The following is an 18,273-nucleotide window of genomic DNA, read 5'->3' as shown; positions in this document are numbered from 1 at the left end:
GCAGGGATTAAGGCTAAATGTATTAAAATTAATGTTAATTTAACTTTTTTTTTAAGAATTTGTTAAAAATTTAGTTTAAATGTTGAAAAATCAAGTTTTAAACAATATTCAAGTTGATAATCAGCTCTTTATGAAGCCAGAATATCTTAATCATCCTTTTATTTCAGGCAATAAATACCGAAAACTTAAGTACAACATAAAAGCTGCTATATCTCAAAAAAAGACAACCCTTTTAACTTTTGGCGGTGCTTATTCTAACCATATAGCAGCAACAGCTTATGCAGGTAAAATGCACAACCTTAAAACTATTGGTATAATTAGAGGTGAAGAATTAGAATCTAAGATCAATGCAAACCCAACCTTAATGTTTGCTAAACAATTTGGCATGCAATTACATTTTATAAGCAGAACAGCATATAGAAACAAGCAAGATTCTCAGTATATTGAACGCCTTATAACTAAATATGGTGATTTTTATTTACTTCCAGAGGGAGGTACGAATGCCTTAGCTGTAAAAGGTTGCGAAGAAATCCTTAATGACAGGGATGATAAGTTTGATTTTATTTGTTGCAGTGTTGGCACAGGTGGCACGATTTCTGGATTGATAAATGCGTCGCAACCTCATCAAAAAATATTTGGTTTTCCTGCGTTGAAGGGTGATTTTTTACAACAAGATATTCGTAAATTTGCAGCACAGGATAATTGGAAATTAATTACTGATTATCATTTTGGTGGTTATGGAAAAATAAATGAAGAACTTATTGCGTTTATCAATACCTTCAAAGCTAAGTATAACATTCCATTAGATCCTATTTACACAGGGAAGATGATGTATGGGATTTTTGACCTAATTGAGAAAGGGATTTTTCCAAAAAACTCAAAAATATTAGCAATCCATACGGGTGGTTTGCAAGGTATTGAAGGAATAAATTTAAAATTAAAACAAAAAGGGTTGCCTTTAATAAAATGAATTTAAAACTCAAATATATAATACTAGTATTTGTTGTATCTGTCTTTAGCTGTGGCCCAAAGAAAGGTATTGTACCCAAGAAAGAAAACGATAAAAACAAATCAGAAAAAACCGTTGTTAAAGACACTAAAAAAGTTAATTCTGAAAAGGTTGAGGAAACCACAACCAAGCCACCAACATCTACCGAAAGTTATATTGCTCAATATGCAGATATAGCAAAAGCTGAAATGCGAAAATCAAAAATCCCAGCTAGTATTACTTTAGCACAAGGTATATTAGAATCTGCTTCTGGCCGTGGACGCTTGGCAGTTAAGGCTAATAATCATTTCGGAATTAAATGCCATGGCTGGAAAGGAGCTAAAATCTATCATGACGATGACCGTAAACAAGAATGTTTCAGAAAATATAAAAAAGCCCAATCGTCTTACAAGGATCATTCCGATTTTTTAACAGGACGTAAACGCTATGCAAATCTTTTCAAATTAAAACCTAATGATTATAAAGGCTGGGCAAAAGGCTTACGGGCTGCTGGTTACGCAACTGACAGAAAGTATCCACAAAAGCTTATTAGTTTAATTGAGCGTTACAAATTATACAAATACGACAATGACGTTTTAGAAAATAATGACGTAGAAATAGTACGTGTTAATAGTGGGGTAATAAGATATATCATTGAGAAAGGTGACACCTTATATTCATTAGCCAAACGCTACAACACAACCGTTGAAGCTATTAAAACATTAAATAATCTTAGTTCTAACAACTTGGCTTTGGGTCAAGAAATCATGATTCCTAATTAACTTATGTTATACCAAAGAAGTAGTGCTTTATTCAAAGAAGCTCAAAATGTTATTCCCGGTGGAGTAAATTCGCCTGTAAGAGCTTTTAAAGCTGTAGGAGGGACACCCATTTTTGCAAAATCGGCACAAGGAGCTTATATCTATGATGAAGATGGTAATCGTTTTATTGATTATATCAATTCGTGGGGACCTATGTTGTTGGGCCATGCTTTTCCACCTGTTGTAGATGCGGTGATTAAAAAAACAAAACTTGGCACATCTTTTGGCATGCCAACAGCTCTAGAAACTGAAATTGCTGAATTAGCGGTTGCAATGGTTCCAAACATTGATAAGATCAGATTTGTGAATTCTGGCACTGAGGCCTGTATGAGCGCAATTAGGTTAGCCAGAGGTTATACAAAAAAAGATAAGATTATAAAATTTGCCGGTTGCTACCATGGACATAGTGATTCCTTTTTAATCGCTGCAGGTAGTGGAGCTGTAACTTTCGGAACACCTAATAGCCCTGGTGTTACCCAAGGTACAGCAAAAGACACATTATTGGCAAAGTATAATGATATAGAAAACGTTAAAGCACTTATTAAAGCCAATAAAAATGAAATTGCAGCCATTATAATTGAGCCTGTCGCTGGCAACATGGGATGTATTCCACCGACGGAAGGATTCCTAGAAGGATTAAGAACCATTTGTGACAGCAATGATATACTTTTAATTTTCGATGAAGTAATGACAGGTTTTAGATTAGCTAATGGCGGAGTACAAGAACTTAAAGGTATAAACGCAGATATTGTATGCTTTGGAAAAGTTGTTGGTGGAGGCCTGCCAGTAGGTGCTTTTGCAGCACGTAATGACATAATGAACCTTTTAGCACCACTTGGCCCTGTATATCAAGCAGGCACGCTTAGTGGAAACCCTTTAGCCATGTCCGCAGGACTTGCGATGCTAAAAGCTATTGACCAAGATAAGGGCTTAATGAATAGGCTAGAAGAAAAGACTAAGTACCTTCATAATGGAATTACAGAGGCTTTAAATAAAAATAACATCCCTCATACGATTAATAGAATAGGCTCTATGATTTCTGTTCATTTTTCTGACCAAGCTGTTGTGGATTTTGAAAGTGCCGCCAAGGGCAACAACGATACCTTTAAAAAATTCTTTCACGGCTTGCTTAATAAAGGAATTTATATTGCGCCAAGCGCTTTTGAAACCTGGTTCATCACTGATGCGCTTACCTATCAGGATTTAAATGAGACTATTGCAGCCGTTGAAGAGGTCGCCAAAAGTTTGTGACAAAAAAAGCCTCACTTAATTGTGAAGCTTTAAATATTTATAAAAAGTAATCTTACTATTCTTCGGCAAAAGTTCTGTAACGCTCATATTGCTCTTCAGTAAGAATGGTCTTCATTTGTCTCTCTAAATTACTTTTAGCTTTCATTACAGAGGCCTTACTTGCTGAACTCATTTTAACCTTAGTATATTCTTTAATTGCCAGGTAAACTCTATCTGTTTGTTCGCTGTTAAACTGTACAACTTTTTTTAAAGCTTCAGTTTTCTCTATAGCTTCTGCATTAACCTTTTCTGAGTTATTTTGAGCTGTAACAGATTGCATTCCTAATAGCATTGTAAAAGCAAACATGCATATTGTAATTATCTTTTTCATTGTGGTTTATTTAATTAATTTGGTCACTAAAATAACAATTTTATTTAAAAGATGTGCGCTTTTTTGGGGCTTTTTGTTTAGTGTTTTTTTGCTTTAGCTTTATTGCACTATAGTTCTTATACTGATCCTCAGTAAAAACTTCCTTGAGCTGATCATCCAATTTTTTAGAATATTTTTGTCTTTGTTTGACGGTTACTTTTCTAACTTCATTTTTATCAATTACTTCTTTAGATGTAACTTTTTGCTTCATCTTCTTCTTCATTTGTAATTCTTCATTAAAATGGCTAAGCATAATCGCATGAACTTTCTGTTGCTGTTCAGTATTTAAACCAAGTTGTTTTGTTAACTTTTTGGTTTCATTATCAGCTAGAGTTTCTGTTCGGTCTTTTTCTACAATCAACTTTTTTTCTTGTGCTACAATATTTAGTGTAAAAAAAGTAATAGCTATCAATAATAAATTTTTCATAATCATTGTTTTTTGATGTATTTAGTATGCTTTAAAAATACGCAATTTTAATTTCTAAATGTAAACCCTACGCAGATTTTATGAGTTTTTGCGTAGTTTCAAAGAGACTGGATTTCTCAAATTTATTTTTCAACCAAGCATAAAAGCTAATAACAAAAATATCTTCTTCATATACTGAAGACCACTCGAAAGTTGTTTTGAGTTGTGTTTCAATAGTTTTATTTTTAGTGATGTCTGGATTTTTATAAAGCTCTTCGGCATAACTTAGAAATGTAATGATTCTTTCTTGTCCGATATCTTTTAAATAAGAAGTATAACGACGTTTAAAACTCTTTAATCTCGAATACAATAAATCATCATCTTGCACTTCAATATAAAGCAGAATCTCTGCAAGGTTCTTTTTTATTACCCAATCCATTCCTGCTTTTTCTATATACCATTGATCTGTATGGTAAAGTTTAGACAAAACAGTTTTGGCTTTAAAAAAATCTTCTTTCTGAAAGTAGAACATCAAAAGCGATAAATGCAAATCTAGCAAGGCTTCTGTATCGTTGTGTTTTTTTTCTATCACATCTTTAACAATAGCAATAGCTTTCTCTTGACAGCTAATAAAATTGAGATTAAGAGCTTTAACTAAGGTCTTCTTTAGGATAAATTCCCTATGATATAAACCGTTTTTAAGCTCCATCAACTCCTCCATTTCTTTGATATAAGACAATGAAGCTTCAAACTTTTTGTTTCTAAAAAGCGTATTAGCTATAATATACACAATATGGATTTGATAGTATAATTGCTTGTTTGTTTCCTTTTTTGTTTTCAGAATAGCATAACTTTTTAAGACAAAATCTTCTATCTGAAAGTACCTGGTTGTCATTAATGCCGAAATATTAGCTATGGCCAAGATTTGATATAAGGACTTAAAAGAAAGGGATGAATTCAACTCAATATTAGATGTTTTTAAAAGCTTACTGAGTGTCATTTCAAAATTTATAATTTCACCTTTATAACTCACAGCATTTAATACCATTTTTAATTTCGCATAAACAATGTTTAATTGATCTTCGAGTTGATGTTTTTTTTGATTTTCCTTTTGTTTGGCAATAAGCGTTTCTAAATCTATTTTCGGATAACTTGAAGCATATTGAATTTTAGTATGGTAAATTTCATTTAGAATAGGAAATAGCAGATGCTCATCTGCCATACGTTCTGCTTTATCTAATATTTTATAGGCTATATCATAGTTTTTTTGGAGCAAATAAGTTCGCGAAGCTAAAATATACTTAATAATCTGCATGTCAATTGAATTTTCATCTTCTAGATTTTTATTCGCTGTAAATTCTATTAACGATTGAAACAATCGCTTTCTTAACGCGTGATATGCATTACTGCTTTTGGTGCCATAGAGTGTTCTTTTTATTGATTTAGAATCCAGATGCTTTTTTACCAATAACTTAAACAGCTGAATATTTTTGGTATCCTTACGTTTGTTCTTTTGCTCTAAAAATGCAATAAATTTTTGCTGTTCTCCTATACCAAATGTTTCAATTATTGATTTTAAAGCTATCATTATATCGTCATAAAATATTATTAAACTATAATAAATATAATAATATCATTGATTATAAATATTAATATATCGACAGTTTTTAAAAGAATTTAATTTTTAAATCATTGGTTTTAGCCAGAGATTTGTCTTGTAATCATTAAAACAAAACATTATGAATTATCAAACAACTGTATCCATAAAGGACGAAGAAAAATTAAAAGAAAAGAAGAAAAAAGCTAAAGTTTACAATCAAAAACCAACACCAGCGTTCATTGGAGCCTCATGGACAGCTTTATTAATTGGCATGGTATCTTATTGTATAGGGCTTTGGAATGCCTCCATGGAACTCAATGAAAAAGGCTATTACTTTACGGTTCTTCTTTTTGGTTTGTTTTCGGTTATTTCGGTACAGAAAGCCGTTAGAGATAAGCTAGAAGACATACAAGTTACCGAAATGTATTATGGCATTAGTTGGTTTACCTCAATAGCAGCAATTGTATTATTGGTTATTGGACTTTGGAATGCCGATTTAGAATTAAGTGAAAAGGGATTTTACGGCATGTCGTTTACACTGAGTCTCTTTGCTGCTATTGCTGTACAAAAAAACACTAGAGATGTGGCTTATATTGATAAAGAAATTGAAACTAAAGAAGGTTAAAGATTAGTTTTAATGATGGTTAGTTAGTAACCCAAAACCTCGCAGGTTGGTTTAGAGCTGCGAGGTTTTAAAAATGCATCTCACAATGAAAAATAAACTCACTAAATACTTAACAGATTTTTCTAAATTAAAACTTACGCGACCAATATCAGACAAAGTCCGTGTATTAGAAATATTAGGTGTTGTTATCACTGGAATCGGAAAATTTGTTTTTATGGATTACCTCAATTGGCGATTACCTTTTGTGATATTTACCATTTTAGCTTGGTCTATCTATGTGTTTTATCGTTATAAAAAAGACAAAAATGTTCTTATAGATTGGGGGTTTCGATTAGACAACTTTAAATTAGTTTTAAGATTAGTATTACCATTTGCTCTATTTTCTATAGCATCATTCTTTGTAATTGGTTACGCTCTGGGCAACATAAATCTAACCTGGCATATTTTGCCTTTAATAGTTACATATCCTATTTGGGGAAGTATTCAACAATTTTTAACCATTGGTTTATTAGCAGGTAACCTAAAGGATTTAAAACGCATAAAGCTTAGTAAGACCTTTATTATTCTTATTACAGCAGTGGTTTTTTCTATTGTCCATTATCCGTCTATTTGGTTAATGACTGGGACATTTATCTTAGCTCTATTCTATGGCTATGTTTACCTAAAAGCCAAAAACATATATATTCTTGGGTTGTTTCATGGTTGGTTAGGAGCTGTTTTTTATTACACAGTTGTAAACCAAGATCCTTTTGCTGATGTATTTTTAAAATATTTTTAATTTAAAGCATAAATAATCTCTAAATTGAAAACTCATAATTTTTAGTATTGCATTACACCAAAAAAAACATTTTTAGAGGCGCACTTATTTATAGTGCTGGTGATACTATTGCTGCGCTTTTGCTTAATGAGTTTTCCTGGTCGCGTTTATTAGGAATGATTGCCGTTGGCGCAACTGTTTATGCTTTTGAAATTCCGAATTATTTTGATTGGATTGTAAAACAAACCCAAAACTTAAAAGGGATAAAAGCTACTTTGAGTAAAACAGCATTAGCAATGTTATACTTTAATCCATTATGGATTGCCAGGCACTTACTATTAATAAAATTGTTTTCTGGTCAGTTTGAGTCTATAGGTTGGAATTTATTAGAAATTGCATTTTGGTCGTTTTTAGCAAATATCTTAATCTCATTTATTGCCAATTATATTATTCAAAACAACATTCATCTAAAATGGCGCTTTATAGCAAGTGCTGTTTTTTCTGCTTTGATGGCAATTTATTATGCACTAAGCGAGACTATTTTCAGCTAAATCTTTCACAGTTATTCGCTTGTGGTTTTCAATTCCATAATGCTGTATTGTCTCATCATATAAAGATGTTCTAACCACAAGTATTAAGTGTTGCTTAGTATTATTTATAAATTTTGGAATAAGGAGTGTAGCAGGATCATGCAATCCTTGATTTTTTAACTCGAGTTTCCCTAGCTCATCGATTACAAGAAACATCTTTGCTGGCGCCATAAGCATTAGCATTAAAAATTCATTGGCTCTTTTAAACGAAGATTTCAAAAAATGAAAAGATCCAATAGTTATAGTATCTTCAGATTCAGATTCAACCTCGAGTTCAAACTGTTGTTTTGACTTTATGTTTAGAAAAAAACGTTTCCCATTTTCTCCATCAGGACAGAGTAAACCATCAACATCATTTCGTCCTTCAACCCAATTTAAAAGTGCTGTTGTTTTTCCTGAACGTATATCACCAGACAGAATATAAATCACTTTGAATGCACTTTAAAATGAATACAATTAGAAATACTATTTGCCATAAAATACTTAAACCTTTTATACCCTTTTAGATGCTTTGTTTTTTTCCATGTATAAGATAGAATCTTCCTAAAATACGGAAACAAACCCATAGTACTTGAGATATCGGCTTTGTATTGCGATTCTTTTTTACTTAAATAATTCCGCATCAACTTCAATATAAAAGGCCCTAATATTAAATACCAAAGCATCAGGATTAAAAAGCTTCTTAACAAGATATAAATCCCTTTTTGCCATTCGAATAGATGTCCTCCAAAAAATGAAAATGCCAAAACGATTATCGCAATAGTAATCAACCACATCCAAATCACTTTGGTTTTGAAACCCATTTTCTTCTTGCCACTTTCAGAAGTATCTACGACACTCTCAAGGTAAAAATCCGCTTCCTGTTTTTCAGAAATAATTTTAATAATCTCTTTAATGAAAATACCAACAAGCAAGCCACAAACACCATAAACAATTAAGTAAAGGCAAATTAAAAATGTAGCTGTTGATGTTTCTGAAATAAAATTCAATTTTTTCTGAACCCAAAGACCATATAAGTTAATTGCCTCCCATAACTCAGTTCCATAAACAATAGTTAATATCAACAACTTTTGCAGTGCAGATTCTAAAAATGTTACTATTCCCAAAACAATAACAGTTGCACTTTTCCAAGAAAACTTTGATAATAATAATGCTCCAAAGATTGCTTGAAAACTAACAGCCACATAAGCACCAAAAGGCGAATATGGACTTACAGCCATTTTTATAATGAGTACCACAACCAAAGCTTTGAGGATCGCCTGCCATTTATGCTCTGCATAATAGGCAATCAAGCTAATTAATAAGATGGCTATACCTCCTACAACCAGTCCTGTAAAAGGTGTATTAAATACATGCAAAAATCCGCCAAGACCAGATTCATTTAAAGCCCAAAGCGCAGTAAGTCTATCAATAATATGTTTATTATTCTTCATGTTACTACCTGAGAAAACGGGAATCTCTTTATGGTTCATTATATTTCATCTTTCAAAACACACTTCGGCTACGCTCAGTGTGACATTTCCTGTGTTACTCTTTGGTAATGCACTTGAAGTAATTGAGCAACAACACTAATGGCAATTTCTTTCGGTGTATCACCACCTATGGGTAATCCTATTGGGCAAACAACATTTTTTATCCCATCTTTTATATTCATTTCCTTAATGAGCATATTGTTGAAACGTACTTTTTTGGTTTTACTCCCAATCAATCCTAAATATTTAGTTTCATTTTCTAAAGCCATCGCTATAATATCAAAATCAATAGCATGATTATGTGTTAACACCAAAACGTAACAATTCTTTCCCCAACTTACAGCATCCTTAAAGGTTTTAAAATCATTTTCTTTTACCTGACATTGTTCTATACTTTCATGGATATCAAATTTAGTAAACCAATTAGGTCTGGAATCTATGAGTTTTACTTTAAAAGGTGTATCTATTAAAAGTTTAGCAATCTCGGTTCCGATATGTCCAGCTCCAAACAAAAATAATTCAGGTGATTGGTTCATAGGTTCTATAATAAATTCAACTTTTCCACCGCAACATTGTGCAAAATCTGGCCCTAAAGTATAAGATGATTCAATAATTCTGTTTTCTTTTAAAGCTATAATTGCTTCGTCAATGGCTTTATACTCTAATTTCCCACCTCCAATAGTACCATAAATAGATTTACTTTCTGTCACAATCATACGAGAAGATACTACACAAGGTGTAGAACCATGACATTTAGTAACAGTAACCAAAGCAATGGGTTGTCGCTTCTCTTTAAATTCTGATAAAAGTTCTACCCAGTTTTTCATACTGATTAAAAAAGTGCATTTAAATGTAAGACTTTTTGCGTGAAAAAAAATTCAGTTTTTCTGTAATCTTTAAGAATTAACTTCGACAAAAAGTCTTATCTTGATTTTTCGTATTAAAAATTTAGAAACTAAAAAAATGTCAAAAACATATTACGATCCGGCTGACTTAAGAAAGTTTGGAAAAATAACAGAATGGAGTGAGGAATTAGGGAATAAATTCTTTGAATATTATGGAAAAGTTTTTGAAGAAGGAGCATTATCTGCTCGCGAAAAATCTTTAATTGCATTAGCCGTTGCCCACACCGAACAATGTCCTTATTGTATCGATGCCTATACTAAAGATGGTCTTCAACGTGGTGTAACCAAAGAAGAAATGATGGAAGCCATACATGTTGGTGCAGCTATAAAAAGTGGCGCTACTTTGGTACATGGTGTACAAATGATGAATAAGGTTAATAAATTAGATGGTTAAGCAAATGTCAGAACAACAATTTGAAAATATCCTCGCGGAAAACGAAAGTTTAAATAATCTGATAACCAATCAGAAGATAAATACATTTACAAAACTCCCTAAGAAATCAGATTTTGACAGTGCATTTATTGATTGGCTAAGCCCTAAATTTTACAATAGTTTCACAAGCATATATAATGCCCAGATTAATGCTAAAAATAAATCAGGCCTAATAAGTATTATCAGATCTGAGTGGCTTTGCAATGAGGAAACTGAACATAAAATTTATGATTTTTTAAAACCTCATATAGAGAAAACTATTCAGCAAAGTGAAAACTTGAAGTTAAAGTTTAATAACACCAAAGACACTGAAGAATTGGTGAAATTAACCAATGAAATAGATGAAGACATAATTAATTATGTTAACAAGGTACTCTTTACAAAAAAGAATGAATCCATTCGGGTTTTTAAAGAAAAGCTAACTACTGATTCCATTGAAATATGTCAGATTTTACGTGAAAAACGCATGTCTAAAGATGTAAAGAATATACTCATTAGTTCTATTACAGAGAGTTTTAACAATATCAGTTTAGAAAAATCACAATCAGAATCTTTAAATGTACACCTATCAAAAGCTAAATCTTCTATGACAATTTCGGTGATTATCGGAGTTATTTTGGCTTTGTTTGCAGTGATACGATTAATAATGAGATTATCTTAATAAAATAATGGCTACAAAATCTTTAAAAAAACGCGATAGCGATTTAGCAAATAGTAATAGGCAACTCGAAATTTTATCTAATGGTATTTTTCAGAATGGTGAGCTCCCTACGTTTAAAAACAAAATTGCTGAAACCAATCAGTTTCCATTAAAAGCCAAAAAACTTGAAATACTTCAAATCAATGTAGGTTACATGTGCAATCAAGTTTGTGATCATTGCCATGTAGATGCAGGTCCTGACCGAAAGGAGATTATGACTAGAGAAACCATGCGACAATGTCTCGAAGTCATAAAAAATACGGGAGCACATACTCTGGATTTAACAGGTGGTGCACCAGAGATGAACCCAGACTTTAGATGGTTTGTTGAAGAAGCTGCTAAAGCTGGTATTAAAGATTTTATAGTACGCTCAAACCTTACTATTATACGTGCAAATAAAAAATATTACGACTTACCAGAATTCTTTAAAAAGCACAATGTCCATGTAGTAAGCTCTATGCCTCACTGGACACGTGGGAAAACAGATAAACAACGTGGTGATGGTGTTTTCGACAAATCTATCAAGGCACTTCAAGAGTTAAATGCCATAGGCTATGGTATGCCAGATAGTGATCTAAGACTAGATTTGGTCTATAATCCTTCTGGTGCATTTTTACCAGGAGATCAAATGTCTATGGAAAAAGACTTCAAGAAAGCTTTGATGGAAGATTTCGGCATTCAATTTCATAATCTATTTGCAATTACCAATTTACCTATTAGTAGATTCTTAGATTATTTGATTGCCTCAGAAAATTATGAAGATTACATGTATCAGTTAGTCGAGGCTTATAACCCAGCTGCTGTTGCTAATGTAATGTGTACAAATACGCTTTCCGTAAGTTGGGATGGCTACTTATTTGACTGTGATTTTAATCAGATGTTAGAATTGCCCGTAAACAGTAAAATAAAGCACATTTCAGAATATAATGAAGAACTACTTGAGGGTAGAAACATTGTAATCTCACAACATTGTTATGGCTGCACTGCAGGTGCAGGAAGTAGTTGTCAAGGTGTTGTCGCTTAATCCAGTACCCACGAACACAGTAATCTTACTAAGATATGAAATACAAAGTTTTATACACATTATTGTTTTTTACTGCGTTTGGATTCGCACAAGAAACACTTTCAGAATTACTGAAAAAATATAATTCTGAAAGTATTCCATACATTTCGGTACACGAATTGGCAATGCCAAAAACAAAGGCTATTCTATTAGATGCCAGAGAGGATTTAGAATATAAAACCAGTCACTTAAAAGATGCCATACATATTGGTTATGACAACTTTGACATTAGTTTAGTTACGAAAAAAATCAAAGATAAATCTTTAAAAATAGTTGTGTACTGCTCATTAGGCATCCGATCAGAAGATATCGCTGAACAGCTTAAAGAAGAAGGCTATACTAATGTTTTTAATCTATTTGGCGGTATTTTTGAATGGAAAAATAATGACTATAAAGTTTACAATGAAAAGGGGGAAACGGCAGATATCCATGCGTTTTCTAAGGCATGGTCTAAGTGGTTAGTTAAAGGGAATAAGGTATATTCTAAAGACAAAAAAGAGAATGACTAAGAAGGCTTTAATTGTTTTTGCAAGGAATCCCGAACTGGGCAAATGCAAAACGCGTTTAGCTAGAGTTATTGGAGATGTCAATGCCTTAGAAGTGTATAAGTATCTTATAAATCACACAGCATCAATTGCCCAAAAAGTGAATTGCGACCCTTATGTTTTCTACTCTGAAAACATTACCAAAAATGATTCTTGGAATGATTTACACTTCAATAAAAAACTTCAACATGGTAATGACCTTGGCGAACGCATGAAAAATGCTTTTGAAGCATTATTCAAAAAGGGCTACGAAAAAGTTGTCATTATAGGAAGCGATTTATTAGATCTAAATGAAACTATAATCGAAAATGCTTTTAAAGCCTTAGATAATAATGACATTGCTATAGGACCAGCGGAAGATGGCGGCTATTATCTTTTAGGAATGAAAACGCTTTATCCAACCGTTTTTAATATTGAAAATTGGGGAACAGAAACCGTATACGAACAAACTCTATCAAAATTAATTCACAATAGTGTGTATGTTTTAGAAATGCTTAACGACATAGATACCATTGAAGACCTAAAACCATACAAGGTTTTCAAGAAATATTTCTAAAAAATGCATTATTATGAAAAGAAAACTACTTTTAGTAACAATACTAATTGCTACAACAAACCAATTTATTAATTCTCAATGTGAACGTTCGGGTTCATTTATACAAAGTGATCCTCAATACAGTATTAGTGGAGATGCAAAAATCACATTTACGACTTCTGGTGATAAAGATGTGGTTTTTGAGCCCAATTTTGCAACAGTACAAGGTGCCGACTTAAGAGTGTACCTTTCAAAGACTGACGACATCGTAGCAGCCGGATCTGATGCCATACAAATATCTGGTCAATTAGAAAATGATGCTGGTGGCTTTGGCGGACCAGGTACATCACCTATAACAGGTATGATGACATTCTCTATCCCATCAAATACCGAACTTGATGACTTTGATTTTATTGTTATACAATGTATTTCAATTAACGAAAGATGGGGACATGTAGCTTTAGGCTCAAATACTGGTGTAGATTGCTCAAGCTTAAGTATTGACGAAAACAACCTGGAAACCTCAGTAAGGTTTTACCCAAACCCAGCTAAAGAAAATCTTATTATGGCAAACAACAACCTGTTAAACATGAATATTAAAGTTTTTGATGTTTTAGGTAAAGAAGTTTTATTTTTAAAAAACGAAGGTGTAAGGAATCAAAATATTAGTTTATCTTCATTAAAAACTGGTGTATATTTGGTGCAAATAACAGCCGATAACCAAACCATTACAAAACGGCTGGTTAAACAATAATTGATGATTAAATTTATAACTGAAAGCACAGAATATTTACAAGCAAAGGGTTTTGATAAGCCTGAAGTTGGTATCATCTTAGGCACAGGATTAGGGCAACTAATCAATGAAATTGAAATTTTAGCTGAAGCTAGCTATAATCATATACCCAACTTCCCTACTGCAACTGTGGAGTTTCATAAAGGCAAATTGATTTACGGAAATTTAGGAGGAAAAAAAGTTGTTGTTATGCAAGGGCGTTTTCATGTATACGAAGGGTATACGCTTCAAGATGTAACGTTTCCTGTACGAATTATGGAAAGACTCGGGATTAAAACCTTATTAGTCTCTAATGCAGCTGGTGCAATTAATTTAAACTTTAAAAAAGGAGAATTAATGCTTATTGACGATCACATCAATCTTCAAGGAAGTTCTCCATTAGCTTTTAAAGGTGTATCAGAATTAGGAGAACGCTTTGCAGATATGAGCGCCCCTTATGATTTAGAGATTAATTCGAAATTTGAAACTATTGCCAAAGCAAACAACATTACCTTACATAAAGGTGTTTATGCTTCAGTTGTTGGGCCTCAGTTAGAAACCAGAGCAGAATATAGAATGCTTAAAGTTATAGGCTCTGATGCCGTTGGTATGAGTACGGTTCCAGAAATTATAGTTGCTAATCATTTAGGATTAAAAGCTGCTGCAGTGTCAGTTTTAACAGATGAGTGCGACCCAGATAATCTAAAGCCTGTTAACATTGCTGAAATTATTGCAATGGCCGCAAAAGCAGAACCTAATATGATAACTCTATTCAAAGAATTGATTAAAACACTTTAATATATGAGCTATTTAGAAGCTACAAACGATTTATATAAAGAAGCAGCATTAACTCCTGATGTCGGATTATGCTGCACCACAAATCCAATATGGGAATTACCTGGCTTAAAGATTCCACGAATTATGCAAGAGATGAACTATGGATGTGGTTCTACTGTGCATGCTCGTGATTTGACAAATAATCCTAAGATGCTTTATGTAGGTGTTGGAGGCGGCATGGAATTGCTCCAATTCTCTTATTTCAATCGACAAAAAGGTGGAGTTATTGGTGTTGATGTTGTCGATGAAATGTTAGAAGCATCTCGCAAAAACTTTAAAGAAGCTGAAGCGCAAAATGATTGGTTTAAATCAGAATTTGTAGAGCTTAAAAAAGGGGATGCGATGAATCTTCCTGTTGAAGATAGCAGCATAGATGTTGCTGCCCAGAACTGCTTGTTTAATATTTTTAAAGCTGATGATTTAAAGAAAGCTATTGCAGAAATGTATCGTGTTTTAAAACCACATGGTCGTTTGGTAATGAGCGATCCTACTTGCGAGCAACCTATGAACGACGAACTACGTAACGATGATAGATTACGTGCACTTTGCTTAAGCGGCAGCTTACCTATTGCTGAATATGTAAAAGCATTAACTGATGCTGGATTTGGCACTATTGAGATTAGAGCCCGTAAACCTTATAGAATTCTTGATCCAAAACACTACAATACAGATGAATTGATTTATATAGAATCAATTGAAGTTGCTGCTATTAAAGACCCAATGCCAGAAGATGGTCCTTGTATTTTTACTGGTAAAGCTGCTATCTATTTTGGCGATGAAGATTATTTAGACGATAAAAAAGGCCATATCTTATTAAAGAATCAACCATTAGCTGTTTGCGATAAAACTGCAGGTGCATTAGCAAGTTTAGGTAGAGATGATATATTTATTAGTGAATCTACATATCATTATGATGGTGGAGGCTGTTGTTAATATAAAGAACATTAATTTTTGTAAATTAACCTTTTAGCTGTTTGCTAAAAGGTTTCTTTTTAATATGAAAAAATATATAGACATTATAAAAAACTCATATTCTAGTTATTGGAATTATCTTAAGTACGAACTTATTGATCTTAATCATTGGAATAACTTTTTTTATGGCCTCATAGCAATTTCCTTTTTAGTCTGGATTTTAGAAATTGCTTTTCCATGGAGAAAACAACAAGCATTATTTAGAAAAGATTTTTGGCTAGATATATTTTACATGTTCTTCAATTTTTTTCTGTTAAATCTTATTGTTTTAATTGCACTTTCTAACACTGCTGCAGAATTTTTAAATGATGTACTTAGCAGAGTTGATCTTTCACTTTCGAGTTTTCAGTTATTTGATTCAACAGATTTACCTAAATGGTTAGGCTTATTGATTTTCTTCTTAGTCAATGATTTTGTACAATGGAATACTCATAGACTTTTGCACCGTGTGCCATTTTTGTGGAACTTTCACAAAGTACATCACTCAGTGAAGGAAATGGGGTTTGCTGCACATTTGCGTTACCACTGGATGGAACCTGTAATTTATAATTCCATAAGATATATTCCTTTAGCAATTATTGCAAATTACAGCTCACAAGATGTAGCTATAATATACTTCTTCGCTATAGCCATAGGTCATCTCAACCACGCTAACTTGGGTTGGGACTACGGCTATTTAAAATATATCTTCAATAATCCTAAAATGCATATTTGGCATCATGCAAAAGGTTTGCCAGAACATGTAAGGTATGGTGTTAATTTTGGACTAACGTTAAGTCTCTGGGACTATCTCTTTAAAACCAATTTTATACCCTATGATGGTAGAGATATTGAATTAGGTTTTGAAGGTGATGAAACATTTCCAAAGGATTTTGTAAGCCAGGAATTATACCCTTTAAAAAAATGAAGTTAGTCCTCATATTTATTTTAACCTTTTTCGCATCCTCTTGTTGCGGAACAAAACATGTTGTTGAAACCCAGACACAAACCACTAAGGACATTGCTATTGTTTCTGAAGCTCCTGTTACAGTTAAAACTACCAAAGAACATGAAGTAGAAGACTATATTAAAGCATTAAAGGAAAAGGATTCAACGGTTAAAATAATTTCTGTTGATTCATCAAAAATATTGTATAGCAAAAAAGAAACAACAGTTAATATGCCTCCACTCATAGCTGAAAGGGTAAAAAAAGATTCTAATGTTAAAAGCAAACTTAGATTTGACCATTCAAGATGGGATTTTTTACTAAAAGGATACGTTACTGATGAAGGGAAGGTAGATTATAAGAAATTTAAGAAAAATCATTCAGCGCTACTCAATTATATTAATGAATTACAAGGTGACTTTTTAGATATTGAAGCATCAACAAAAGAGGACAAATTAGTCTACTGGATAAATGCCTACAACGCTTTGACTGTAGATCTAATCATCAGAAATCACCCTTTAAAAAGCATCAAAGAGATTAAAGACCCATGGGATCAACGTCTTTGGAAATTTGGCGACAAGTGGCTGAATCTTAATGATATTGAACACAAAATCCTAAGAAAAATGAATGAGCCTCGTATTCATTTTGCTATAGTTTGTGCTTCAGCATCTTGTCCTAAACTTCAAAATAAGGCTTATACAGTATCTCATTTAGATGAGCAATTGACTGATGCCACTAAAGAATTTTTATCAGATTCTTCAAAAAATGAGCTTTCAAAAGATAGAATTAAACTATCTAAGATATTTAAATGGTTTGCTAAAGACTTTAAGCAAAATGGATCGTTAATCGATTTTCTTAATCAATATACTGATGTAACAATTTCCAACAATGCAAAAAGAAGTTTTAAAGATTATAGTTGGGAATTAAACGACTAAAACTGAGGTTAGAGATTTCTCGTAATTAGATATATGATAAGTATAATAATTCCTGTTTTAAATGAGTCAAAAACGATCAAAGACTTACTCTTTCACCTCATTGATAATGCTTCTCTAAATACAATTTCTGAAATTATTGTAGTAGACGGAGGGAGTACTGATGGCACTCAAAACGTTGTGAAATCTTTAGACCTAAATATTATTTTATTAGATTCTAAAAAAGGGAGGGCAAAGCAAATGAATCTAGGTGCTCTAAAAGCAAAAGGAGATATTTTTTATTTTCTCCATGCAGATTCTTTTCCTCCAAACAGATATGACAAATATATCTTAGATGAAGTAAAAAAGGGGAATAATGCTGGTTGTTTTAGAATGCAATTTGAAAGTATGCATTGGTGGTTACGTTTGGCCAGTTGGCTCACCCAATTTTCCTGGCGTGCTTGTAGAGGTGGTGATCAAAGTCAGTTTATAACACGTACGCTTTTTGAAGATATAGGTGGTTATGATGAAGATTATATTATTTACGAAGACAACATTTTAATTAACGAACTCTATTCTAGAAAAGAGTTTGTAGTTATCAATAAAAAAATAAGAACCTCAGCCAGACTATACAAAAAAGTGGGTATATGGAAACTGCAATATCATTTCTGGACAATCTACGTAAAACGATGGTTAGGAGCATCCGCGGATGAAATGTTAGCTTACTATGAGAAGCATATTAATTAAAACAAAAAA

Annotated in this window: 23 protein-coding genes; 17 read left to right on the top strand and 6 right to left on the bottom strand. The window is 32.6% G+C overall.

All coding sequences use genetic code 11. The annotated features are described in order from the left end of the window. The first annotated feature begins 79 nt into the window (after nt 1–79). The 3 genes from Q0912_RS00680 to hemL are packed head-to-tail and all read left to right on the top strand — an operon-like array spanning nt 80 to nt 3,060. Nucleotides 80–970 (top strand): pyridoxal-phosphate dependent enzyme, encoded by an 891-nt coding sequence (locus Q0912_RS00680; RefSeq protein ID WP_299110904.1) that lies wholly within the window; start codon nt 80–82, stop codon nt 968–970. Next, nucleotides 967–1,770 (top strand): glucosaminidase domain-containing protein, encoded by an 804-nt coding sequence (locus tag Q0912_RS00675; RefSeq protein WP_299110902.1) that lies wholly within the window; start codon nt 967–969, stop codon nt 1,768–1,770. The genes Q0912_RS00680 and Q0912_RS00675 overlap by 4 nt, the downstream gene beginning before the upstream one ends. 3 nt (nt 1,771–1,773) lie before the next feature. Further along, nucleotides 1,774–3,060, top strand: coding sequence for a glutamate-1-semialdehyde 2,1-aminomutase (gene hemL / locus Q0912_RS00670; RefSeq protein ID WP_299110900.1), 1,287 nt, complete (start codon nt 1,774–1,776; stop codon nt 3,058–3,060). A 55-nt stretch (nt 3,061–3,115) separates the two neighbouring features. On the opposite strand, the gene Q0912_RS00665 is transcribed toward hemL, so the two are convergent. The 3 genes from Q0912_RS00665 to Q0912_RS00655 form a co-directional block, all read right to left on the bottom strand. Beyond that, nucleotides 3,116–3,430: a hypothetical protein gene (locus Q0912_RS00665; RefSeq protein ID WP_299110898.1), complete on the bottom strand. Its 315-nt coding sequence runs from the start codon at nt 3,428–3,430 to the stop codon at nt 3,116–3,118. Nucleotides 3,431–3,470: 40 nt separating this feature from the next. Beyond that, nucleotides 3,471–3,896 (bottom strand): hypothetical protein, encoded by a 426-nt coding sequence (locus Q0912_RS00660; RefSeq protein ID WP_299110896.1) that lies wholly within the window; start codon nt 3,894–3,896, stop codon nt 3,471–3,473. A 67-nt stretch (nt 3,897–3,963) separates the two neighbouring features. Beyond that, the gene (locus Q0912_RS00655) at nt 3,964–5,463 is read right to left on the bottom strand and encodes a hypothetical protein (RefSeq protein WP_299110894.1); all 1,500 of its coding nucleotides are present in this window, start codon (nt 5,461–5,463) and stop codon (nt 3,964–3,966) included. Between the two features lie 151 nt (nt 5,464–5,614). Between Q0912_RS00655 and yiaA the strand changes: the two genes are divergently transcribed. The 3 genes from yiaA (at nt 5,615) to Q0912_RS00640 (ending at nt 7,408) form a co-directional block, all read left to right on the top strand. Further along, complete coding sequence (yiaA, locus tag Q0912_RS00650; RefSeq protein WP_299110891.1) at nt 5,615–6,100, top strand: inner membrane protein YiaA; 486 nt, start codon at nt 5,615–5,617, stop codon at nt 6,098–6,100. Between the two features lie 85 nt (nt 6,101–6,185). Next, nucleotides 6,186–6,878 (top strand): CPBP family intramembrane glutamic endopeptidase, encoded by a 693-nt coding sequence (locus tag Q0912_RS00645; protein WP_299110888.1) that lies wholly within the window; start codon nt 6,186–6,188, stop codon nt 6,876–6,878. A 47-nt stretch (nt 6,879–6,925) separates the two neighbouring features. Then, a complete protein-coding gene (locus tag Q0912_RS00640) occupies nt 6,926–7,408 on the top strand; it encodes a hypothetical protein (RefSeq protein ID WP_299110886.1) in 483 nt (160 codons plus the stop codon). Here the strand turns inward: Q0912_RS00640 and Q0912_RS00635 are convergent. From Q0912_RS00635 to xdhC, 3 genes are read right to left on the bottom strand one after another with little or no spacing between them, the layout of a single operon-like run. Continuing rightward, nucleotides 7,385–7,876, bottom strand: a complete 492-nt coding sequence (locus Q0912_RS00635) for a nucleoside-triphosphatase (protein WP_299110883.1) — start codon at nt 7,874–7,876, stop codon at nt 7,385–7,387. The genes Q0912_RS00640 and Q0912_RS00635 overlap by 24 nt on opposite strands. Continuing rightward, nucleotides 7,873–8,919 carry a hypothetical protein gene (locus Q0912_RS00630; RefSeq protein WP_299110855.1) on the bottom strand — a complete coding sequence of 349 codons (1,047 nt, stop codon included), beginning with the start codon at nt 8,917–8,919 and terminating at the stop codon, nt 7,873–7,875. The genes Q0912_RS00635 and Q0912_RS00630 overlap by 4 nt, the downstream gene beginning before the upstream one ends. A 35-nt stretch (nt 8,920–8,954) precedes the next feature. Then, nucleotides 8,955–9,746, bottom strand: coding sequence for a xanthine dehydrogenase accessory protein XdhC (xdhC, locus tag Q0912_RS00625; RefSeq protein ID WP_299110853.1), 792 nt, complete (start codon nt 9,744–9,746; stop codon nt 8,955–8,957). Between the two features lie 136 nt (nt 9,747–9,882). Here xdhC and Q0912_RS00620 point away from each other — a divergent pair, with 136 nt between their 5' ends. From Q0912_RS00620 to Q0912_RS00570, 11 genes are all read left to right on the top strand, one after another. Continuing rightward, complete coding sequence (locus Q0912_RS00620) at nt 9,883–10,218, top strand: arsenosugar biosynthesis-associated peroxidase-like protein (RefSeq protein ID WP_008270413.1); 336 nt, start codon at nt 9,883–9,885, stop codon at nt 10,216–10,218. Nucleotides 10,219–10,222: 4 nt separating this feature from the next. Then, entirely contained in the window at nt 10,223–10,918 is a 696-nt protein-coding gene (locus Q0912_RS00615) for a hypothetical protein (RefSeq protein ID WP_299110850.1), read from the top strand. 7 nt (nt 10,919–10,925) lie between these two features. Beyond that, nucleotides 10,926–11,981, top strand: a complete 1,056-nt coding sequence (arsS, locus tag Q0912_RS00610; protein ID WP_299110848.1) for an arsenosugar biosynthesis radical SAM (seleno)protein ArsS — start codon at nt 10,926–10,928, stop codon at nt 11,979–11,981. A gap of 35 nt (nt 11,982–12,016) precedes the next feature. Beyond that, nucleotides 12,017–12,529 carry a rhodanese-like domain-containing protein gene (locus Q0912_RS00605; RefSeq protein ID WP_299110846.1) on the top strand — a complete coding sequence of 171 codons (513 nt, stop codon included), beginning with the start codon at nt 12,017–12,019 and terminating at the stop codon, nt 12,527–12,529. Then, nucleotides 12,522–13,121 carry a TIGR04282 family arsenosugar biosynthesis glycosyltransferase gene (locus Q0912_RS00600; RefSeq protein WP_299110844.1) on the top strand — a complete coding sequence of 200 codons (600 nt, stop codon included), beginning with the start codon at nt 12,522–12,524 and terminating at the stop codon, nt 13,119–13,121. The genes Q0912_RS00605 and Q0912_RS00600 overlap by 8 nt, the downstream gene beginning before the upstream one ends. A gap of 13 nt (nt 13,122–13,134) precedes the next feature. After that, complete coding sequence (locus Q0912_RS00595) at nt 13,135–13,854, top strand: DM13 domain-containing protein (protein WP_299110842.1); 720 nt, start codon at nt 13,135–13,137, stop codon at nt 13,852–13,854. A gap of 3 nt (nt 13,855–13,857) precedes the next feature. Then, nucleotides 13,858–14,670, top strand: coding sequence for a purine-nucleoside phosphorylase (locus tag Q0912_RS00590; protein ID WP_299110839.1), 813 nt, complete (start codon nt 13,858–13,860; stop codon nt 14,668–14,670). Between the two features lie 3 nt (nt 14,671–14,673). Beyond that, nucleotides 14,674–15,642, top strand: coding sequence for an arsenosugar biosynthesis arsenite methyltransferase ArsM (gene arsM / locus Q0912_RS00585; RefSeq protein ID WP_299110836.1), 969 nt, complete (start codon nt 14,674–14,676; stop codon nt 15,640–15,642). Between the two features lie 64 nt (nt 15,643–15,706). Continuing rightward, entirely contained in the window at nt 15,707–16,588 is an 882-nt protein-coding gene (locus Q0912_RS00580) for a sterol desaturase family protein (RefSeq protein ID WP_299110834.1), read from the top strand. Next, on the top strand, nt 16,585–17,541 hold the full coding sequence (locus tag Q0912_RS00575) for a DUF547 domain-containing protein (RefSeq protein ID WP_299110832.1): 957 nt from the start codon (nt 16,585–16,587) through the stop codon (nt 17,539–17,541). Before Q0912_RS00580 ends, Q0912_RS00575 begins: the two co-directional genes overlap by 4 nt. 33 nt (nt 17,542–17,574) lie before the next feature. After that, complete coding sequence (locus tag Q0912_RS00570) at nt 17,575–18,264, top strand: TIGR04283 family arsenosugar biosynthesis glycosyltransferase (protein ID WP_299110829.1); 690 nt, start codon at nt 17,575–17,577, stop codon at nt 18,262–18,264. The last annotated feature ends 9 nt before the right edge of the window (nt 18,265–18,273 follow it).

The sequence above is a fragment of the uncultured Winogradskyella sp. genome (assembly GCF_947498345.1).
GTDB lineage: Bacteria > Bacteroidota > Bacteroidia > Flavobacteriales > Flavobacteriaceae > Winogradskyella.
The sequence above is the reverse complement of the archived record's forward strand: the minus strand, read 5'-3'. Positions and strand labels throughout refer to the sequence as shown.